This window comes from Catellatospora sichuanensis, from assembly GCF_007483665.1.
GTDB lineage: Bacteria > Actinomycetota > Actinomycetes > Mycobacteriales > Micromonosporaceae > Catellatospora > Catellatospora sichuanensis.
Genome location: NZ_VIQO01000050.1, coordinates 13,220 through 32,111 on the forward strand (window position 1 = coordinate 13,220; position 18,892 = coordinate 32,111).

Annotated in this window: 20 protein-coding genes; 3 read left to right on the forward strand and 17 right to left on the reverse strand. The window is 71.8% G+C overall.

Translation table 11 applies throughout. The features are described 5' to 3' along the window. Positions 1–69: 69 nt before the first annotated feature. On the forward strand, positions 70–666 hold the full coding sequence (locus FLL47_RS41275) for a helix-turn-helix domain-containing protein (RefSeq protein ID WP_144128140.1): 597 nt from the start codon (positions 70–72) through the stop codon (positions 664–666). Continuing rightward, the gene (locus FLL47_RS41280) at positions 663–1,931 is read left to right on the forward strand and encodes an MFS transporter (protein WP_144128141.1); all 1,269 of its coding nucleotides are present in this window, start codon (positions 663–665) and stop codon (positions 1,929–1,931) included. The genes FLL47_RS41275 and FLL47_RS41280 overlap by 4 nt, the downstream gene beginning before the upstream one ends. A 229-nt stretch (positions 1,932–2,160) precedes the next feature. Here FLL47_RS41280 and FLL47_RS41285 read toward each other — a convergent pair whose 3' ends face one another. The 11 genes from FLL47_RS41285 to FLL47_RS41335 all read right to left on the reverse strand — a co-directional run bounded on the left by FLL47_RS41285 (position 2,161) and on the right by FLL47_RS41335 (position 12,075). After that, complete coding sequence (locus FLL47_RS41285; RefSeq protein WP_144128142.1) at positions 2,161–2,874, reverse strand: pyrimidine reductase family protein; 714 nt, start codon at positions 2,872–2,874, stop codon at positions 2,161–2,163. A 9-nt stretch (positions 2,875–2,883) separates the two neighbouring features. Further along, on the reverse strand, positions 2,884–3,774 hold the full coding sequence (gene folP / locus FLL47_RS41290; RefSeq protein WP_144128143.1) for a dihydropteroate synthase: 891 nt from the start codon (positions 3,772–3,774) through the stop codon (positions 2,884–2,886). Further along, positions 3,774–6,254, reverse strand: a complete 2,481-nt coding sequence (gene pheT / locus FLL47_RS41295) for a phenylalanine--tRNA ligase subunit beta (protein ID WP_144128144.1) — start codon at positions 6,252–6,254, stop codon at positions 3,774–3,776. The genes folP and pheT overlap by 1 nt, the downstream gene beginning before the upstream one ends. A gap of 2 nt (positions 6,255–6,256) precedes the next feature. Then, entirely contained in the window at positions 6,257–7,348 is a 1,092-nt protein-coding gene (pheS, locus tag FLL47_RS41300; protein WP_144128145.1) for a phenylalanine--tRNA ligase subunit alpha, read from the reverse strand. Positions 7,349–7,689: 341 nt separating this feature from the next. Next, positions 7,690–8,508 carry a TrmH family RNA methyltransferase gene (locus FLL47_RS41305; protein WP_246159322.1) on the reverse strand — a complete coding sequence of 273 codons (819 nt, stop codon included), beginning with the start codon at positions 8,506–8,508 and terminating at the stop codon, positions 7,690–7,692. A gap of 8 nt (positions 8,509–8,516) precedes the next feature. Continuing rightward, on the reverse strand, positions 8,517–8,888 hold the full coding sequence (rplT, locus tag FLL47_RS41310; RefSeq protein ID WP_144128146.1) for a 50S ribosomal protein L20: 372 nt from the start codon (positions 8,886–8,888) through the stop codon (positions 8,517–8,519). 40 nt (positions 8,889–8,928) lie between these two features. Then, on the reverse strand, positions 8,929–9,123 hold the full coding sequence (gene rpmI, locus FLL47_RS41315; RefSeq protein WP_144128147.1) for a 50S ribosomal protein L35: 195 nt from the start codon (positions 9,121–9,123) through the stop codon (positions 8,929–8,931). Between the two features lie 77 nt (positions 9,124–9,200). Next, entirely contained in the window at positions 9,201–9,779 is a 579-nt protein-coding gene (gene infC / locus FLL47_RS41320) for a translation initiation factor IF-3 (RefSeq protein WP_144128194.1), read from the reverse strand. Positions 9,780–10,124: 345 nt separating this feature from the next. Next, the gene (locus tag FLL47_RS41325) at positions 10,125–10,568 is read right to left on the reverse strand and encodes a PH domain-containing protein (protein WP_425457830.1); all 444 of its coding nucleotides are present in this window, start codon (positions 10,566–10,568) and stop codon (positions 10,125–10,127) included. Positions 10,569–10,789: 221 nt separating this feature from the next. Continuing rightward, positions 10,790–11,635, reverse strand: a complete 846-nt coding sequence (gene hisG, locus FLL47_RS41330; RefSeq protein ID WP_144128149.1) for an ATP phosphoribosyltransferase — start codon at positions 11,633–11,635, stop codon at positions 10,790–10,792. Between the two features lie 176 nt (positions 11,636–11,811). Then, positions 11,812–12,075 carry a phosphoribosyl-ATP diphosphatase gene (locus FLL47_RS41335; protein WP_144128150.1) on the reverse strand — a complete coding sequence of 88 codons (264 nt, stop codon included), beginning with the start codon at positions 12,073–12,075 and terminating at the stop codon, positions 11,812–11,814. A gap of 93 nt (positions 12,076–12,168) precedes the next feature. Between FLL47_RS41335 and FLL47_RS41340 the strand changes: the two genes are divergently transcribed. Continuing rightward, positions 12,169–13,116, forward strand: a complete 948-nt coding sequence (locus FLL47_RS41340) for an NADP-dependent oxidoreductase (RefSeq protein WP_144128151.1) — start codon at positions 12,169–12,171, stop codon at positions 13,114–13,116. Between the two features lie 50 nt (positions 13,117–13,166). Here FLL47_RS41340 and FLL47_RS41345 read toward each other — a convergent pair whose 3' ends face one another. From FLL47_RS41345 to FLL47_RS41370, 6 genes are all read right to left on the reverse strand, one after another. Further along, positions 13,167–14,054, reverse strand: a complete 888-nt coding sequence (locus FLL47_RS41345; protein WP_186316232.1) for a GerMN domain-containing protein — start codon at positions 14,052–14,054, stop codon at positions 13,167–13,169. A gap of 179 nt (positions 14,055–14,233) precedes the next feature. Beyond that, complete coding sequence (gene ribH, locus FLL47_RS41350; RefSeq protein WP_144128153.1) at positions 14,234–14,707, reverse strand: 6,7-dimethyl-8-ribityllumazine synthase; 474 nt, start codon at positions 14,705–14,707, stop codon at positions 14,234–14,236. Continuing rightward, on the reverse strand, positions 14,707–15,939 hold the full coding sequence (locus FLL47_RS41355) for a bifunctional 3,4-dihydroxy-2-butanone-4-phosphate synthase/GTP cyclohydrolase II (RefSeq protein ID WP_144128154.1): 1,233 nt from the start codon (positions 15,937–15,939) through the stop codon (positions 14,707–14,709). The genes ribH and FLL47_RS41355 overlap by 1 nt, the downstream gene beginning before the upstream one ends. Positions 15,940–16,021: 82 nt before the next feature. Beyond that, positions 16,022–16,624, reverse strand: coding sequence for a riboflavin synthase (locus FLL47_RS41360; protein ID WP_144128155.1), 603 nt, complete (start codon positions 16,622–16,624; stop codon positions 16,022–16,024). 40 nt (positions 16,625–16,664) lie between these two features. Then, positions 16,665–17,753, reverse strand: coding sequence for a bifunctional diaminohydroxyphosphoribosylaminopyrimidine deaminase/5-amino-6-(5-phosphoribosylamino)uracil reductase RibD (ribD, locus tag FLL47_RS41365; protein WP_144128156.1), 1,089 nt, complete (start codon positions 17,751–17,753; stop codon positions 16,665–16,667). 57 nt (positions 17,754–17,810) lie between these two features. Continuing rightward, a complete protein-coding gene (locus FLL47_RS41370; protein ID WP_144128195.1) occupies positions 17,811–18,890 on the reverse strand; it encodes a GGDEF domain-containing response regulator in 1,080 nt (359 codons plus the stop codon). Between the last annotated feature and the right edge of the window lie 2 nt (positions 18,891–18,892).

The following is an 18,892-nucleotide window of genomic DNA, read 5'->3' on the forward strand; positions in this document are numbered from 1 at the left end:
GGGCGGGAGGGCGTCGGGGTTGCTCTCGACCACTCCCCAAGAACCGTTTGGTGGTCTAGACTCCCCAACATGTCTTTGGGAGATGAGGCTCCGGCGGCGCAGACCGGCCGCACGGTCACCGGGGACCTGCGCGCCCTGGCCCACCCGATCCGGCTGCGCATCCTGTCGCTGCTCACCGGCGCGGAGATGAACGCCGCCGAGGTCGCCCGCGAACTCGGCATCACGCACGCCAACGCCAGCTACCACCTGCGCCTGCTGCTCAACGCCGCCACCATCGAGGTCGCCGGGCAGGAGAAGATCCGCGGCGGGCAGGCCAAGCGCTACCGCTACGACGTCGACAAGGCGTTCGCCCCGCGCGGCGACCGGGCGCACCCGCAGCCCGAGGACGTCCAGATCGTGTACGCCGCGCTCGCCGCCGAACTGCAGCGGCGCGCCCGCGCGATCGTCACCGGCCCCGACTCCGTCGGCACCCTCACCGACGCCGAACTCTGGATCGACCTGGACGAGTGGCGAAAGATCCGCGACCGGGTCGCCCAGGCGAGCGAGCACCTGCACCGCCTCGCCCAGCGCCCGCACAGCCCCGGCACGGTACGCGTCAGCGCCTCCATCGCGCTGTTCCGGATGCACGACGACGCCCCCACCCCGCACCCCCAGGAGCAGGCATGACCACCTTCCGCGAGTCGCTGGCGCCGCTACGCCACGCCCCGTTCCGCCACCTTGTCACCGGCCGGGTGATCAGCCTGCTCGGCAACGCCGCCGCGCCGATCGCGCTGGCGTTCGCCGTGCTCGACCTGACGGGCTCCCCCATCGCCCTGGGCCTGGTCGTCGGGGCCCGGTCCCTGACCAACGTGCTGTTCGTGCTCTTCGGCGGCGTGCTCGCCGACCGGCTCCCCCGGCACATGGTCATGGTCGGCTCCAGCGCGCTGGCCGCCCTCACCCAGGCCGCGGTCGCCGCCTTGGTGCTCACCGGCACCGCGACCATCCCCCTGCTGATCGCCCTGAGCGCCGTCAACGGCATGGTCAGCGCGATCGCCATGCCGGCGACCGCGGCGCTGGTGCCGCAGACCGTGCCCGTGGAGATGCTCACCCCGGCCAACGCGCTCAACCGCCTGGGTGGCAACACCGCCATGATCGCGGGCGCGGCGCTGGGCGGCGTACTCGTCGCCGCCGTCGGCCCCGGCTGGGGGCTGGCCGCCGACGCCGCCACGTTCGCGCTGAGCGCACTTGCGTTCGCCCTGGTACGCGTACCGGAGGTGCGCGACCGCACGGCGCCGCGCCAGAGCACCCTGCACGAGCTGCGCGTGGGCTGGACCGAGTTCGTCTCCCGCAGCTGGGTCTGGACCGTCGTGCTGGCCTTCATGTTCATCAACGCGGCGCACTCCGGCGCGATGGGCGTGCTCGGACCAACCATCGCCGACCGGACCATCGAGCGCTCCGGTTGGGGCATCGTGCTGGCGGTGCAGACCGCCGGGATGGTCGCCGGGGCGGTGCTGGCGCTACGGCTGCGAGTGCGCCGACCGCTGCTGGTCGGGTGCGCCTGCATGATCGGTTTCGTGCTGCCGACGGTGACCCTCGCCGAGTGGCCGGTGCTGCCCGTGTTGGTGATCAGCGCTTTCCTGGCCGGCGTGGCCGTCGAGCAGTTCACCATCGCCTGGGATTCCTCGCTGCAGCGGCACGTGCCCGCCGACCGGCTCGCCCGGGTGTATTCCTACGACATGCTCGGCTCGTTCCTGGCGATCCCGGTCGGCCAGGTTCTCGCCGGCCCGCTCGACGGATGGATCGGCACCGAGAACGCCCTGCTCTGCGCCGCGGCCGTGATGACCCTCGGGGTCATCGGCATGCTCGCCAACCACGGCGTACGCCACCTCCGCGCCGACACCCCCGTCGTGACCTCCGCCGCCACCCACGAACCCGCCGCCGCCACCGCCTGACCCGCCATTCGCTCGCCACTCGCGGTCCGGGCAAAGGACCCCGCCGACGAGTGCTCGTTTCGGGACGCATGAGCGTCCCGAAACGAGCACACCGCAGCGGAATATCGGGATCCGCGAGACGCCTGGCAGCCGGGCGGACGAAGGCTCAGAAAACGCACGGACGCACCAGGCAAGCCTCATGATCATGTGTCGTGTGGGGCCCTTACGGACCACGGGCGCGACGGACTGTTCAGCGGGTACGGGTGTGGCGGAGGAAGAGGTGGGTGCCGTCGGTCAGGACTTGCTTGGGGCGCATGTGGCGCGGGGCCGAGGGCGGGCCGGCGACGATGCGGACGGAGCCGGGGCCGGCCAGGGTCGGGCTGACGGTGAGGCAGAGTTCGTCGACGAGATCGGCGGCGATCAGGCTGCCCAGCAGGTGGGGGCCACCTTCGCAGAGGATCTGGGACAGGCCCCGGGCGACGAGTTCGGCCACCATCACCGCAGGGTCGACCGAGGAGTCGCCGCAGTCGATCACCTCGGCGGCGTCCGGGTAGGCGTGCGGCGCGGACGCGTGCGTGACGACGATCGGCCGCACCGGCGGGTCCTCGAAGAACTTCTCCGGGACGGCGCCGCCGCGGGTCACCACGGCAAACCGCGGGTGCGGGGTGAGCCCGTGGGCGACCCGCCAGGCCTGGGCCCCGGCGTCGAGCAGGGTGGCGCCGTACCCCTCGACCCGGACCGTGCCCGCGCCGACCACGACCACGTCGGCCTGCATCCGCAGCCGTTTCATCAGGTCCTGGTCGGCCGGGCTGCCCAGCGAGCCGGAGCGGCCTTCGAGCGTGGCCGCCCCGTCCAGCGACGTGATCATGTTGACCCGCAGCAGCGGCCCGGCCGCACGCGGATAGGCCGCGAGCAGCTCCTCATCGGACAACTCACCAGCCGGTTCGGGCGACAACCTGCGCATACGCGGACCTCACATGTTGTGCACGGTGTAGGCGGGCTGCCGCCAGCCCAGGATCGCCTCGGTCATGCGCACGGCGTCCACGGACTCGCGCACATTGTGCATACGCACGATCCTGGCCCCGAGCATGATCGAGGCCACCGCGGCGGCGAGGCTGCCGGACAGCCGCTCCCCCTGCGGGCGGTCCAGCGTCTCGCCGATGAAGTCCTTGTTGGAGACCGCGGCCAGCATCGGGTAACCGACCGCGGCGATCTCCGGCAGCCGCCGCGTCAGCTCCAGGGTGTGGAACGTGTTCTTGTTCAGGTCGTGGCCCGGGTCGATGACGATCTGCTCCGGGCGCACGCCCCGCTCCAGCGCCACCGCGACCCGCGACCGCAGGAAGTCAGCGATCTCGCCCGCCACGTCGGCGTACTGCGGGCGCGGGAAGTGGGTGCGCGGCCTGGCCCGGCTGTGCGTGACGATCAGCTGGGTGTGCGGGCGCTGCGCGACCAGGTCGGCCAGCGCCAGGTCGTGCAGGCCGGTGGTGTCGTTGACGACGTGCGCGCCCGCATCCAGGCACACCTGGGCGACGTCGGCGCGGAAGGTGTCCACGCTGATCACCAGGTGCGGGTGCCGCTGGACGGTGGCCTGCACCACCGGCAGCACCCGCTCCAGCTCGACGTCCGCGTGGACCTCGCCGCCCTCGGGGGAGAACTTGACCCCGCCGATGTCGATCCAGTCCGCGCCGGCGGCGGCCGCGGCATCCACTGCCGCGACCGCCGCGTCGAGCGCGTAGGTGGCCCCCTTGTCGTAGAACGAGTCGGGGGTCCGGTTCACCACCGCCATCACCGCGACCTGGCGGTCGAAGTCGAACTCGCGTCCGGCGATGACCCGCTTCGCAGCGGCGATGTCGGGGACGAACATCAGGCGCCGCGCAGGACCGCGCCGAAACGCTGCGCCGTGACGGCCACCGCCGCGTCCCGGGCCGCGACCGCCTCCTCGACGGTCAGCGTCCGGTCCGGCGCGCGGAACGTCAGCTTGTACGCCAGCGAGCGCTGGCCGGTGCCGAGCTGCTCGGACGTGTACACGTCGAACAGCCGCACCGACTCCAGCAGCGGGCCCGCGCCCTCGGTCAGGGCCGCCTCGACCTGCGCCGCGGGCACCTCCGACGCGAGCACCAGGGCCACGTCGATCAGTGCTGGCGGGAACGTCGAGAACACCGGCGGCGGGGTCGGCCCCGGCAGCGGCACCGCGTCCAGGTCCAGCTCCATCGCGCAGGTGCGCTTGGGCAGGTCCAGTGCGGTGCAGACGGCCGGGTGCAGCTCGCCCGCGTACCCGACGACGGCGCCGTCGACCGAGATCGCAGCACACCGGCCCGGGTGCCAGGGCGCCTGCTGGACGGCGGCGACCGTGATCGACGCGTCCGGCACGGCCGCGGCCGACAGCACCTCGCGTGCCGCCTGCACCGCGTCCGACCAGGACGCCGCCCGGCCCGGACCCCACCAGCCGGAGCGCTCGAACTCCCCGGCCAGCACGACGGCCACGTGCCACGGCTGCGCCGGGACGGAGGCGTTGGCCTTCTCCCACAGCGCCGGGTCGGGACGGCCCGCCACACCCATCACCGGCGGCACACCGGCCGACAGGTCGGGCAGGAACACCAGGCCCTGCTCGAACAGCGCGACGTCGCGCTGGCCCCGGCCGACGTTGCGCTTGAGCGCGGTCAGCAGCGGCGGCAGCAGGCTGGTCCGCATCAGCGGTTCCTCGTCGGACAGCGGGTTGGCCAGCCGCACCGCGTCCGTGGGCAGCCCGAGCGCGGCCAGCGCACCCGCCGAGACGAACGGGAACGACAGCACCTCGACGTAGCCGTGCTCGGCCAGCGCCCGGCCCACCGAGCGCTTGCGGCGCTGCGACGCGGTCAGGCCGTTGCCGGGCGGGGCGACGGGCAGCACGCTGGGCACGTTCTCGAAGCCGTCCAGCCGCACGACCTCTTCGACGAGGTCCGCGGGCTGGCGCAGGTCGGGCCGCCAGGACGGGGTGATCACGTCGACGCGGTCGTCGTACACCGCGACGTCGCAGCCCACCTCGGTGAGCAGGTCACCGATGCGGTCGACGGAGTAGTCCACGCCGATCAGCCGGCTGGGCTCGGTCGCCGCCATCGAGATCATGGTCGGGTCGCCGGGGTGGTTCAGGTCGAGGATCTCCGCGCCCGCCGTGCCGCCGCCGTACTCGACCAGCAGTTGCACCGCACGCTCGACGGCGACCAGGCACAGCTGCCGGTCGACGCCGCGCTCCCAGCGCTTGGCGGCCTCGCTGAACAGCTTGTGCCGCCGTGCCGTGCGCCCGACCATCGTCGGGTCCCAGTGCGCCGCCTCGAACAGCACGTTCGTCGTGCCGTCGACGACCTCGGAGGTCTGTCCGCCCATGACGGCGGCCAGCGAGATCGGGCCGGTGTCGTCGCAGATCACCATGTCCTCGGCGGACAGCACGCGGGCCTGACCATCCAGGGTGGTGAGCTTCTCCCCCTCGGTCGCCCGGCGCACCACGAGCCCGCCGGTGATCCGGTCGGCGTCGAAGGCGTGCATCGGCTGGCCCAGTTCGAGCATCACGTAGTTCGTGATGTCGATGGCCAGGCCGAGCGTACGCACACCGGCGGTGAGCAGGCGCTTGGCCATCCAGTCCGGGGTCGGCGCGCTCGGGTCGACCCCGCGCACCAGCCGGGCCGCGAACCGGTCGCAGCCCAGGGTGTCCTGGATGGTCACCGGCCAGGCCGGCGCCGCGGTGCCGCCCGGGGCGGGCGCGAAACCGGGGTCGGTGAACCGGGCCTTGAACGAGTGGCCCAGCTCGCGGGCCAGGCCGCGCACCGACATCTGGTATCCGCGGTCGGGTGTGACCGTGACGTGCACCTCGATGTCGTCCAGGCCGACCACGGGCCGGGCGTCGTCGCCGGTCTTGGCGTCCAGCGACTCGGGCAGCACGATGATGCCGTCGTGGTCGCCGGACAGGCCCAGCTCCGCCGCCGAGCAGATCATGCCGTGCGAGTTGCGGCCGTACGTCTTGCGCGCGCCGATGGCGAACCCGCCGGGCAGCACGCCGCCGGGCAGGATCACCACGACGCGGTCGCCCTCGGCGAAGTTGCGGGCGCCGCAGACGATCTCCTGCGGCGCGCCGGTGCCGTTGGCCTGGCCAACGTCCACGGTGCAGAAACGGATCGGCTTCTTGAACTCGGTGAGCTCCTCGATGGTCAGCACCCGGCCGACCACCAGCTGGCCCTGCACCGAGTGGCGCTGGTCCGCTATCTCCTCGACCTCGATGCCGAGGTCGTTGAGCGCGAGGTCGAGATCGGCCTCGGTGAGGTCCGCGGGCAGCTCGACATGCTCACGCAGCCATGACAGTCCAACCTTCATGGTCAGTGCACCTCCATGCCGAACGCGCGGGTGAACCGCACATCGCCTTCGATCATTTCCCGCATGTCACTCAGGCCGTTGCGGAACATCAGGGTCCGCTCGATGCCCATGCCGAACGCGAACCCGGAGTACACCTCCGGGTCGATGCCGCAGGCCCGCAGCACGTTCGGGTTGACCATCCCGCAGCCGCCCCACTCGACCCAGCGCGGGCCGTCGCGGTGCTCGGCGAACCACACGTCGAACTCGGCCGACGGCTCGGTGAACGGGAAGTAGTGCGGCCGCCAGCGGGTGCGCGCGTCCGGGCCGAACATCGCGCGAGCGAAGTGGTCCAGCGTGCCCTTGAGGTGCGCCATGGTGATGCCCTTGTCCACGACCAGGCCCTCGACCTGGTGGAAGACCGGCGCGTGGGTGGCGTCGAGCTCGTCGGTGCGGTAAACCCGGCCCGGCACCACCACGTAGATCGGCGGCTTGCGGCTGAGCATGGTGCGGGCCTGCACCGGCGAGGTGTGCGTACGCAGCACGAGCCCCGACTCGGTGGCCCCGGTGGCCGATTCGGCGGCCTTCACCCAGAACGTGTCCATCAGGCCGCGGGCCGGGTGGTCGGGCGAGATGTTGAGCGCGTCGAAGTTCGCCCACTCCAGCTCGACCTCGGGGCCCTCGGCGATCTCGTAGCCCATGCCGACGAACAGGTCGCCGACCCGCTCCATCAGCGTGGTCAGCGGGTGGCGGGCGCCGCGCGGGCGGCGGTCCCAGGGCAGGGTGACGTCGACGGCCTCGGTCTCCAGCACGCGCTGCGCCTGCTCGGCCTCCAGGACCACGTGGCGGGCGTCGTACGCGGCCTGGATCGCGGTGCGGGCCTCGTTGACGCGCTTGCCCGCGTCGGACTTCGCGGCCGGCGGCAGCGCGCCGATCTCGCGGCGGGCCAGCGACACCGCGGAGCGGTCGCCCAGGTGCGCGGCCTTCTGCACGGCGAGCGCGTCAAGGTCGTTGGCGTCCGCGAAGGCCTTGTCGGCCGCGGCGACGGCGTCGTCGAGGGCGGCCGGATCGAGCATCGCGGCCTGCTTGGGGTCGTACGGATCGTGACGGTATGTCATCAGAACTCCAGATCGGCAACCGGATCAGTCTAGGCGTAGGGCCAGGACGGGCACGCGCGGCTTCGCCGCCGCCCACCGGTGCGACCTGAGAGGAAGAGCTGAGCGCAGTCAGTTCCGCCGCCCGCCACCGGCGGGCTGGCTAAAGGAACGGCGCTTCATGACAGTTCTTCCCTCTCCAAGGTTCTCGTCCAGGAGCATACCGCCCCACCGTCCCGCCCGCGCCCCCGTTACCCGTCCTGGCATTGACGTTGGCCTATTACATCGACTATTTGTAGATCAAACTCGATGTAATAGGCCAACGTCTATGAAAAAGCGGGCCGGGTGACGACGCGGTTCGCGAGTCAGGCCGGGCGGCGCTGGGCGCGGGCGGAGGCGTAGAGGCAGACCGCGGCGGCGACGGCGAGGTTGAGGCTCTCGGCACGGCCGTGGATGGGCACGCGCACCGCGGCGTCGGCGGCGTCGCGCAGGTCGTCGGGCAGGCCGTGCGCCTCGGAGCCGAACAGCCACGCGGTGGGCTGCGCGAGTGAGCCGTCGTCGGCGAGGTCGTCGAGGTCGGTCGCGCCGTAGCCGGAGGTGGCCAGGGTGCGCAGGCCTGCTTCGCGTAGCGCGGCAAGGGTCGCCGCGGCGTCGGGGGCGCGGACCACGTCGAGGTGGAACAGGCTGCCGGCGGAGGCGCGTACACACTTGGGGTTGAAGGGGTCCACGGCGTCGCCGGCGAAGATCACGGCGCTGGCGCCCGCGGCGTCGGCGGTGCGCAGCACCGTGCCGGCGTTGCCGGGGTCGCGGATCTCCACGGCCACCGCCACCAGCCGGGGCGCGCGGGCCAGGGCCGCGTCCAGGGGCACGTCGAGCAGGTCGCAGACGGCGATGACGCCCTGCGGGGTGACCGTGTCGGCCAGCGACTGCATCGCCTCGTCGGTCACCACGGAGAAGTTCGTGCCACGCAGCAGGGTGCGGTGGCGGGCGTGGCCGTCCTCGGTCACGAAGATCTCGCGTACCGCGTCGGCCTCGATGGCCTCGCGCACCGCCTGCGGGCCTTCGGCCAGGAAACGCCCGGCCTTCTCCCGGTCCCGGCGGCGGTGCAGCTTGACAGCGGCAACGACCCGGGGAGTCCGCTGCGTGAACAGCGGGTCCCCGGGTCGCTGGAAGTGCTGCGTCACCGACGGGCTCAGGCGGCCTGAGCCTCGGCGACGGCCTTCTTGGCCACCGCGACGATGCCGGCGAACGCGACCTCGTCGTTGACGGCCAGGTCGGCCAGGATCTTGCGGTCCACCTCGACACCAGCGAGCTTGAGGCCCTGGATGAGGCGGTTGTACGTCATGCCGTTGGCACGAGCGCCCGCGTTGATGCGGGTGATCCACAGCTGCCGGAAGTCGCCCTTGCGGTCCTTGCGGTCGCGGTAGGCGTACTGCATCGAGTGGAGGATCTGCTCCTTCGCCTTGCGGTACAGGCGGGAGCGCTGGCCGCGGTAACCGCTGGCGGCCTCGAGCAGTGTCCGGCGCTTCTTCTGGGCGTTGACCGCCCGCTTGACGCGTGCCATATCAGCTTCTCCTTAAAGGTTTCCGTCTAAAAGGCGCGCGTCAGCGGCCGAGCATCTTCTTGATGCGCTTCTCGTCAGCCTTGGCCACCGGGACCGTGCCGCTCAGGCTCCGGGTCTCCTTGGAGGACTTGACCTCCAGGCGGTGGCGCAGACCGGTCTGCTCGCGCATGATCTTGCCAGTGCCGGTCACCTTGACCCGCTTGGCCATGCCGCTGTGCTTCTTCATCTTCGGCATTAGGAAGTTCTCCCCTGTTACAGAATCTCGCCGCACAGCGGGGGCTGTGCGGCAGGTGCCTCATCGAGCAAGCGTCGTCAGGCCTGTGCCGAGGACTCGGCCACGGCCTCCTCGGCCTCCTCCGCACCGGTCCCCTCGTCACCCTTGCGGGCGGCGAGCTTCGCGCTGCGGTGCGGCGCGAGCACCATGATCATGTTTCGCCCGTCCTGCTTCGCCGACGACTCGACGAAACCGACCTCCGCGACCTCTTCCTCCAGCTTGCGCAGGAGGCGGAAGCCAAGCTCCGGGCGGCTCTGCTCGCGACCGCGGAACATGATCGTCACCTTGACTTTGTCCCCGGCCTTGAGGAACCGCACGACGTGACCCTTCTTGGTCTCGTAGTCGTGCGAGTCGATCTTCGGCCGGAGCTTCATCTCCTTGATGACCGTCTGCTGCTGGTTACGCCGGGCTTCCCTGGCCTTGAGCGCGCTCTCGTACTTGAACTTGCCGAAGTCCATGAGCTTGCAGACCGGCGGGCGTGCCATGGGCGCAACCTCGACCAGATCCAGATCGACATCGGCGGCCAACTGCAGGGCGCGCTCCAGCGGGACGATGCCCACCTGCTCGCCCTCGGGGCCGACCAGTCGGACCTCACGTGCCCTGATCTGATCGTTGATGCGTGGCTCGACGCTGATGTGGCCTCCCTCAATCGTGTTCCGCACCGCCGGGTTCGCGGCGATGCGCTTGGCGTCTGACCGAAAGCAGAAGGCCCAGGCGACAGCCTGGGCCCGCTCGACCGGTCTGGGTGCACGCCAAGTGCACGACCTGAGATCAGGACAGGAAAGTCCCTCACCAGGTGACCGGACCCGAATCGCTCAATGGCGAACGGGTGGGAGCAGGCGCTCCGCTTGCCTCCAGAGTGCCGGACCACACGCAAGGCATGATCACGGGCAACCGGAAAGGTCGACTTGCAAAGATTACCACAACCCGGGATTGCGCCCCCGGGACGGTGCAGGTATGGCTCAGCTCACGGCCGGTGCGGGCTGCTCCGCGCGGGCGGCCGCACGCAGCGCGCGGAGCGCCTGCACCGCCTCCAGGGCGTACGCCCGGTCCACCGCCTGCACGGCGAGCACCGAGACGGTGTCGTCGTTCTCCAGCTCCAGGCTCATCCAGGGCTGGTTGCGCTCGATGTTGATCGCGCGCACGGCGCCCCACGGCAGCTCGTAACCGCCGATGATGTTGCGGACCCGCACGCCGTCCGCATCCGCCTCGACCCGCGGCCGGGCGACGGCAAGGATACCCAGGGCGAAGACGACACCGAGGCCGATCATGGCGAACTGGTCGCCCTTGCGGAACACGCCCTCGCCGACCTCGGTCAGCGCGGTGCCGATCACGGCGAAGAGCACCACGACGACGACCGCGGCCGCGATGCACACCTTCCGGGTGCGCTGGGGCCGGAAACTCACACGCTGTCCCTCACTGCTCACCTCGCCGAGTCTGCCACGCGCCCTGCCGAGCGCAGCCACCGCCACGGCTTTCCATGGACGCTGGCCTATCTCATCGACAATTTCGCGATCAAACTCGACGAGATAGGCCAGCGTCTATGCTGTGCGGGTCGGGCCGGGCCGGGCCGGGCGGGTCGGGTCGGGTCGGGTCGGGTCGGGCGGGTCGGGTCGGGTCGGGTGGCTTACAGGCGGCAGGCGTGGATGTCGGTGACCAGAATGGCGCGGGCGCCGAGGTCGTACAGCTCGTCCATGATCCGGTGCACCTCGGTCCGCATGACCATCGCCTGCACGGCGACCCAGCCCTCGCGGTGCAGCGGCGACACCGTCGGCGACTCGATGCCCGGCGTGAGCGCCACCGCGCCCTCCAGCCGGTCGGCGCGCACGTCGTAGGCGAGCATCACGTACCGGCGGGCCACCAGCACGCCCTGCAGCCGCCGCAACAGCTGGGTGACCGCGCCGTTGCGCGGCCCCTCCGGGCGGCCGACCAGCACCGCCTCGGAGACCAGGATCGGCTCGCCCACCGGGACCAGCCCGGCCTGGCGCAGCGTGCCGCCGGTGGCGACGACGTCGGCGATCACATCGGCGACGCCGAGGCGCACCGCGTTCTCCACGGCACCGTCGAGCTTGACGACATCGGCCTTGATCTCGTGATCGGCGAGGAAGCGCTCGACGACGCCCGGATACGCGGTGGCGACCCGGCGACCGGCGAGGTCGGGCAGGTCGCGGACGGTCTCCGGGGGCGCCGCGAAACGGAACGTGGCCGGCGCGAAGCCCAGCGGCAGCAGCTCGCTGACCGGCGCGCCGGAGTCGACCAGCAGGTCCTGGCCGGTGATGCCCAGGTCGAGGTCGCCGGAGCCGACGTACACGGCGATGTCGCGGGGCCGCAGGTAGAAGAACTCGACACCGTTGTCGGCGTCCACGCAGACCAGGTCGCGGTCGTCGCCGCGCTGGCGGTAGCCCGCCTCCCGCAGCATGTCGGAGGCAGGTTTGGACAGGGTGCCCTTGTTGGGCACGGCAATGCGAAGCATCTCTCGACTCGTCTCTGTGATCAAAGCTAGTTGATCATGGGGTTGTGGCGGCGACACACCGTCGAGCCCTCCGCCAGTGGCTCGTCCCGGACGGCCCGCCTGAACGGCGGACCGCCGAGGACTCCCACCGGCGTCCACAAGTTCATGATCAACCCGGGAAGGGAACCGGGGCGGGATCACAGATGTCGGTAGACGTCCTTGAGGCTGAGGTTTGCGGCGAGCATCAGGACCTGGGTCTGGTAGAGGAGCTGGGAGATCTCTTCGGCAGCCCGCTCGGGGCCCTCATGCTCGGCGGCCATCCAGGACTCCGCCGCTTCCTCGACCACCTTCTTGCCGACCGCGTGCACCCCGGCGGTGACCGCCTTGACGGTGCCGGAGGCCGGGTCACCCGCGGCCACCTTGGCCTGCAGCTCCTCGAACAGCTCCTCGAACGTCTTCACGCGGGCCATTCTGCCCGATCCGGACCGGGGCGCCCGCATCGCCCGGCCGCGCGGCACATGCTGGGACGGGCCCGAACGAGGATCATGGGAGGCATGACCGAACGCATGCTGGCCGTACGCCAGGACAGCCTCGGCGGGCCCGAGGTGCTCCGGCTGGCCGAGGTGGACCGCCCGGCCCCGGGCCCGACCGAGGTGCTGGTGCGGGTGCGCGCCGCCGGGGTCAACCCGGTGGACTGGAAGGTGCGTACGCGCGGCGGGGCCTTCGGCAACCCGCCGTTCACGGTGGGCTGGGACGTCTCCGGCGAGGTCGCGGAGATCGGGCCGGGGGTGACCCGGTTCGCGGTCGGCGACGAGGTGTTCGGCATGCCGCGCTTCCCGCAGGCCGCGAGCGCCTACGCGCAGTACGTCACCTCGCCGTCGCGCCACCTGGCCCGCAAACCCGCCGGGCTCGACCACGTGCACGCCGCGGCGCTGCCGCTGGCCTCACTCACCGCCTGGCAGGCCCTGGTCGACACGGCGCAGGTCGCCGAAGGGCAGCGGGTGCTGGTGCACGCCGCCGCGGGCGGGGTCGGGCACCTCGCGGTGCAGATCGCCAAGGCCCGGGGTGCGTACGTGCTCGGCACGGCGCGCGCCCCGAAACACGAACTGCTGCGCGAGCTGGGCGTGGACGAGCCGATCGACTACACGGCGTTCGACTTCGTCCAGGTCGCCACGGATGTCGACGTGGTGCTGGACACGGTCGGCGGCGACTACGAGGACCGTTCACTGCATACGCTGCGCCCCGGCGGCATCCTGGTCGGCATCCTGAACGCGGGCAGCGCCGCCGAGACCGCCCGCAAGGCGCAGGCGCTGGGCGTACGCGGCACCGGCATGCTCGTCGAACCCGATCACACCGGGCTGGAGGAGGTCGCCGCGCTGATCGAGGCGGGCCGGCTGCGCCCGCTGGTGGCGGCGACGTTCCCGCTCGCGGAGGCAGCCAGGGCGCACGAGCTGGGCGAGACCGGCCAGACCACCGGCAAGATCGTGCTGACCGTCGACTGACCGGCGGGGCCGCGCCCACAAACGCAGCGCGGGCGCGGCCCCGCCGGTGGTCACTTCACGGTGACGGTGTGGTTGTCGACGAACATCTTCGCCCCGTCGTTCTCCGAGAGGTCGAAGACCTCGATCACGTACGTGCCGGTGGGCAGCGACAGCCGCAGCTTCGCCTCGCCCTGGGCCGGGCCGCCCGCGTCCAGCGTGATGAAACCCTCGCGGACCACCGTGGTCCCCCGCCTGACCTCGTAGTTCATGGTGGCCTCGAAGACCATGCCCGCGACGTGCAGGGTGAAGTCCTTGGGCACGGTCGCGCCCTCCTGCGGGTCGATGAGCCACACCGGCAGCAGCGTGTCCACCGCCGGGGCACGGCGCAGCGGGTCCTTGGTGCCGACGTGGCCCCACAGCTCGTCGACAGGCTTGCCGTCGAGGTGGATGCGCACCTTGGGTTTGCCGCTGACCGCGGTCGCGGTCCACACCAGCTGCTGCACCGCCTGGTGGGCGGCGAAGGAACCGGCGTCGCCGTTGATCCGCGACCCGGCCAGGTCGACGGTGACGGTGTCCCCGGCGACGGTCGCCCCGCGCACCCTGGCGCTGGCGGGCCACATGCTGGAGTAGTCGGGGTCGTACGCGGTGCGGCCGTCGAGCATCTCGGCGACCGCCGCCTTCACCTTCGCAGCGGCCGAGCCGTCGCCGGTGGACAGCCGGTGGAACTCGCGGACCAGCTTCGGCGTGCCGCGGTCGTTGGCCAGGTAGTAGACGGCCAGAGCCCCGGCGGTGTTCGCGGGCGGGGCGGGTTCGGTGGTGGAGCCCGGCGAGCTGGGAGAGGGTGCGGTGGTGCCCGGCGCGGCCGAGGCCGACGGCGCCGCTGACCCCGTGGGGTCCGGTGAGGGCGTGGTGGGGGTGCACGCGGCCGACAGCGCGACGAGCGCTACCGGCAGCAGCACGCGAAACCTCAGCGCAGACATACCTCAGGTGTACGTCCACCCGGTGCTTGCCGCCACCGGCCGTTCAGCCCACGCAGAAATCCGTCACCGCGCGAGGGACGGCAGGGCGCCGTGATCCGGATTCCCGCCACGCGGTGACGCGGCAGGGCGGCCGGGTCGGGCCGCCCCGCCGGCGGACGTCAGCGCTGCAGGTTGCGCAGGGTGACGGCGGCGTCGAGAGCGGCGAAGACCGCGCCCCAGCCCTTGTCCTCGCTGGACTCCGGCAGGCCGGCCCGGTCCCGGGCCTGCTCCACCGTGTCCACGGTGAGCACGCCGTGCGCGACCGGGGTGGACTCGTCGAGCGCGATCCGGGTCAGGCCCTCGGTGACCGAGGAGCTGACGTACTCGAAGTGGGCGGTCTCGCCGCGGATCACCACGCCGAGGGCCACCACCGCGTCGTGCCGGCGGGCCAGCGCCTGCGCCACCACCGGCAGCTCGACCGAGCCCGCGACATGGGCGACCTGCACGTCGGCCACGTTGCACGCCTTGGCCGCGGCCTGCGCCCGGTCGAGCATCTGCTCCACCAGGTCGGCGTGCCAGCGCGTCGCGACGATGCCGAGGCTGAGCCCGGTCGCGTCCACGGTCGACAGTTCGGGGGCGCCGTGACCGGCCATCAGCTCAGCCCTTCCAGGTCATCCAGGTCGGACAGGTCCAGCTCGTGGCCCATCCGGTCCCGCTTCGTACGCAGGTAGCGCAGGTTCTCCGGGTGCGGCCGGATCGGCAGCGCCTCGCGGCCCACCACCTTCAGGCCGTACCCGTCCAGCCCGGCGCGCTTGGCCGGGTTGTTGGTCAGCAGGCGCATGGTGCGCACGCCCAGGTCGTAGAGGATCTGCGCGCCGGTGCCGTAGTCCCGGGCGTCGGCGGGCAGGCCCAGGTCGAGGTTGGCGTCGACGGTGTCGCGGCCGGCGTCCTGCAGCTGGTAGGCCTGCAGCTTGTGCAGCAGGCCGATGCCGCGGCCCTCGTGCCCGCGGACGTAGAGCACGACGCCGCGGCCCTCCTGGGCCACCCGGCGCAACGCCGCCTGCAGCTGCGGGCCGCAGTCGCAGCGGACCGAGCCGAACACGTCGCCGGTCAGGCACTCCGAGTGCACCCGGACCAGCACGTCCTGGCCGTCGCCCACCTCGCCGTAGACGAGCGCCACGTGCTCGGCGTTGTCGTGCGTGGCGTGGTAGCCGACGGCGGTGAAGTCGCCGTACTCGGTGGGCAGGCGGGCCTCGACGACCCGGCTGACCAGCTGCTCGGTGCGGCGGCGGTACGCGATGAGGTCGGCGATGCTGACCAGCACCAGCTCGTGCTCCTCGGCGAAGCGCTGCAGGTCGGGCAGGCGCATCATGGTGCCGTCGTCGTTGACCATCTCGCACATCGCGGCGGCCGGGTGCAGGCCCGCCAGCTGGGCGAGGTCGACGCCGGACTCGGTGTGCCCCGGCCGGCGCAGCACGCCGCCCGTCTTGGCCCGCAGCGGCACCACGTGGCCCGGCCGCGACAGGTCGGTGGGCTTGGTGGCCGGCTCACCGAGCAGACGCAGGGTGCGCGCGCGGTCCGCGGCGGAGATGCCGGTGGACACGCCCTCGCGGGCGTCGACGGTCACGCAGTACGCGGTGCCGCGGCGGTCCTGGTTGGTGTAGTACATCGGCGGCAGTTCGAGGCGGTCCGCCTCCTCCTCGGTGATCGCCACACAGATGTAGCCCGAGGTGTAGCGCACGGTGAACGCGACCAGCTCCGGCGTCGCGAGTTCCGCGGCGAAGATCAGGTCGCCCTCGTTCTCGCGGTCCTCGTCGTCGACCACGATGACCGGTTTGCCCGCCTTGATGGCGGCAATGGCGTCCTCGATGGTGTTGAGGCTCATGCCGCCACCTCGCTTCGCTCGCCGGCGTCCTGAGCCTTGACGACCCTGAGCTGCCCGATTCGTTCGCTTCGCTCACTCATGTTCACTTCGCTCCCCGCTGCGCTGCGACCAGCTTCTCGACGTACTTGGCGATCACATCGACCTCCAGGTTCACCAGCGCACCGGGCTGCTTGCGGCCGAGTGTGGTGAGCTCCAGCGTGGTCGGGATCAGGCTCACCGTGAAGGACTCGCCGTCGACCGCGACCACGGTCAGCGAGATGCCGTCCACGGTGATCGACCCCTTCTCCACGATGTACCGGGACATGCCCTCCGGGAGCAGGATCCGGACATCTTCCCAGCCGCCGCCGGGCTTCTTCGAGGCGATGGTGCCCACGCCGTCGACATGGCCCTGCACGATGTGCCCGCCCAGGCGGGTCGCCGCGGTGACCGCGCGCTCCAGGTTCACCCGCTCGCCGGGGGCGATGGAACCGAGCGAACTGCGGTCGAACGTCTCCTTCATGACCTCGGTCTCGAAGGTGTCGCCCGCGGTGGAGATGACGGTCAGGCAGACGCCGTTGACCGCGATCGAGTCCCCGTGCTTGGCGTCGGTGACGACCAGCGGTCCGCGTACCGTGACCTTCGCCCCGTCGCCCTCCCAGGCCAGGCTCACGATCTCGCCGAGCTCTTCCACGATGCCGGTGAACACTCGTTCCTCCTCGCGTGCCGGCGACTGGCGTCCGGCCGTGTCACAAAGTGCCGCTGTCCGCGCTCGCGCGCGGACGGGCGGTCAGGCGCAGATCCGGCCCGACACGGTCAACATCTAGCACCTCGAGGTCGATGGCGTCCGTGATGGTCGTCACCCCGGCACCGACGAGTGCGGCCGGGCCGTCGCCGAGCAGCTTCGGCGCGACGTACGAGATGATCAGGTCGACGAGGCCCGCGGCCAGGAAGGCTCCGGCCAGCCGGGGGCCGCCCTCGAGCAGCACGCTGCGGATGCCGCGGTGGTGCAATTCACTCAGCACGGCGCGCAGATCCACCCGGCCCTCGGCGTCCCCGCCGAGCAGTGCCGTGGTGGCGATGAGGGTCGGCGCGGCGCCGTCGCGCACCCGGGCGCCGGCGGGCGTACGCCCGTGCGAGTCGATCACCACGCGCAGCGGCTGCCGGATGGCCAGGCTGCCGGTGCGCAGGTCACGTGTGGTCAACCGGGGGTCGTCGGCGAGTACGGTGCCGACCCCGACCATGATCGCGTCGACGGTGCCGCGCAGCCGGTGCACGTCCATGCGGGCCGCCTCGGAAGTGATCCACATGCTGGTGCCGTCGGCCGCCGCGGAGCGCCCGTCGAGGGTGGAGGCGGTCTTCCAGATCACGTAGGGCCGTCCTCGGCGCACCGAGGTGAGCCAGGCGATGTTGCCCTCCTCCGCCTCGGCGGTGCGCACCCCCGTCAGCACCTCGACGCCCGCGTCGCGCAGGGTCGCCTCGCCGCCCGCGGCCAGCGGGTTGGGGTCGTCCACGGCGATCACGACACGGGCCACGCCCGCGCGGATCAGCGCCTGGACGCATGGGCCGGTGCGGCCGGTGTGGTTGCACGGCTCCAGGGTGACCACCGCGGTGCCGCCGCGGGCCTTCTCGCCCGCCTGGGCCAGCGCCACGATCTCGGCGTGCGGGCCGCCCGCGTACGCGTGGAAGCCCTCGCCGACGACGTGTCCGGCGGAGTCCAGCAGCACGCAGCCGACGACCGGGTTCGGGCTGGTGGTGCCCAGTCCGCGCGCGGCGAGCTCGATCGCCCGGGCCATCGCCTTGTCCTCGGCCGGGCTGACCGTGGGTAGCTGCCCCATCCGCTCAAACCTCCCTGCGCTGTCAGGCGACGTGTGCCTGACTGGCACGCCAGTGTGTCACGCGTGCGGGCCGGTTTCGGCGGCGGTGTCGCTCTCTGTGACGCGCTGCTGCGGCAGCACCGCCGGGGGGTCCTCGGCGGGCCGCCGCCGGGGCAGCGGTCCGGCCGGATCCGCGGGTGCGGGCGGGCGGTCCGAGCGCTGGTCGAGGGCGACGTAATTGCCCTTGTTCTTCTTCGCCGCCGCCTTCATCTCGGACGCGACCGCGACGACCTCGCCGGGGTGGCCGAAGGTGCGGCTGGTGGACAGGGCCACCCCGATGGACAGCGTCACCAGGTTGACCTCGAAGACGACTCCGCGCCGGTCGACCACTTCGAGGTAACCGCGGGCCGAGTCGATCGGGTCGTAGAGGGCGTCCGAGGCGCGCTGGAAGTCGTAGATCGCATAACTGGTGATCTCCTGCACCTGGGAGGGGTGGCAGACCACCACGAAGTCGTCGCCGCCGACGTGGCCCAGGAACGCCGGGGGCAGGCCCACCGACACCGTGGCGCGCCGCATCGACCGGGCCAGCGCGCTGATGAACTGGTCGCCGCGGCCGAAGCCGTACACGTCGTTGACGCTCTTGAACCGGTCGATGTCGACGTAGCAGACGGCGTAGTCGTCGCCCGTCTTCAGCCGGTCGGCGATCTCCCGCAGGATGCGGGTGTTGCCGGCCAGCCCGGTCAGCGGGGAGACCTCCCTCGCCTCCTGGTTGCGCCGCAGCGTGGCGCGCACCCGTGCGATCAGCTCCGAGGTGTCGAACGGCTTGACGATGTAGTCGTCCGCACCCGCGGCGAGCCCCGCCACCTTGTCGGAGGTGAGCGCCTTGGCGGTGAGCACGATGATGGGCAGCGCGGTGACCATCGGGTCGGCGCGTAGCCGCCGGGTCAGCTCCAGACCGTCCATCTCGGGCATCATCAGGTCGACCAGGGCCAGATCGGGGCGGCGGTGCTCCAGCAGCGCCAGCGCCTCCGGGCCGCTGTGCGCGCTCATCACGTCGAACCCGTGCAGGCGCAGGTTGACCTCGACCACGCGCACGATGTCCGGGTCGTCGTCGACGACCAGGATCAATTCGGCCTGGCCGGCTGCCTGCGGCTCGATGG

What these genes read in the sequence shown, in the direction of transcription:
- pheS (WP_144128145.1), bottom strand. Translation starts at nt 7,348, where the DNA reads ATGACATACCGTCACGATCCGTACGACCCCAAGCAGGCCGCGATGCTC.
- pheT (WP_144128144.1), bottom strand. Translation starts at nt 6,254, where the DNA reads ATGAAGGTTGGACTGTCATGGCTGCGTGAGCATGTCGAGCTGCCCGCG.
- rpmI (WP_144128147.1), bottom strand. Translation starts at nt 9,123, where the DNA reads ATGCCGAAGATGAAGAAGCACAGCGGCATGGCCAAGCGGGTCAAGGTG.
- FLL47_RS41355 (WP_144128154.1), bottom strand. Translation starts at nt 15,939, where the DNA reads ATGAGCCTCAACACCATCGAGGACGCCATTGCCGCCATCAAGGCGGGC.
- folP (WP_144128143.1), bottom strand. Translation starts at nt 3,774, where the DNA reads ATGTTCGTCCCCGACATCGCCGCTGCGAAGCGGGTCATCGCCGGACGC.
- hisG (WP_144128149.1), bottom strand. Translation starts at nt 11,635, where the DNA reads ATGCTTCGCATTGCCGTGCCCAACAAGGGCACCCTGTCCAAACCTGCC.
- ribH (WP_144128153.1), bottom strand. Translation starts at nt 14,707, where the DNA reads ATGGCCGGTCACGGCGCCCCCGAACTGTCGACCGTGGACGCGACCGGG.
- ribD (WP_144128156.1), bottom strand. Translation starts at nt 17,753, where the DNA reads ATGGGGCAGCTACCCACGGTCAGCCCGGCCGAGGACAAGGCGATGGCC.
- FLL47_RS41280 (WP_144128141.1), top strand. Translation starts at nt 663, where the DNA reads ATGACCACCTTCCGCGAGTCGCTGGCGCCGCTACGCCACGCCCCGTTC.
- rplT (WP_144128146.1), bottom strand. Translation starts at nt 8,888, where the DNA reads ATGGCACGCGTCAAGCGGGCGGTCAACGCCCAGAAGAAGCGCCGGACA.
- FLL47_RS41275 (WP_144128140.1), top strand. Translation starts at nt 70, where the DNA reads ATGTCTTTGGGAGATGAGGCTCCGGCGGCGCAGACCGGCCGCACGGTC.
- FLL47_RS41340 (WP_144128151.1), top strand. Translation starts at nt 12,169, where the DNA reads ATGACCGAACGCATGCTGGCCGTACGCCAGGACAGCCTCGGCGGGCCC.
- FLL47_RS41285 (WP_144128142.1), bottom strand. Translation starts at nt 2,874, where the DNA reads ATGCGCAGGTTGTCGCCCGAACCGGCTGGTGAGTTGTCCGATGAGGAG.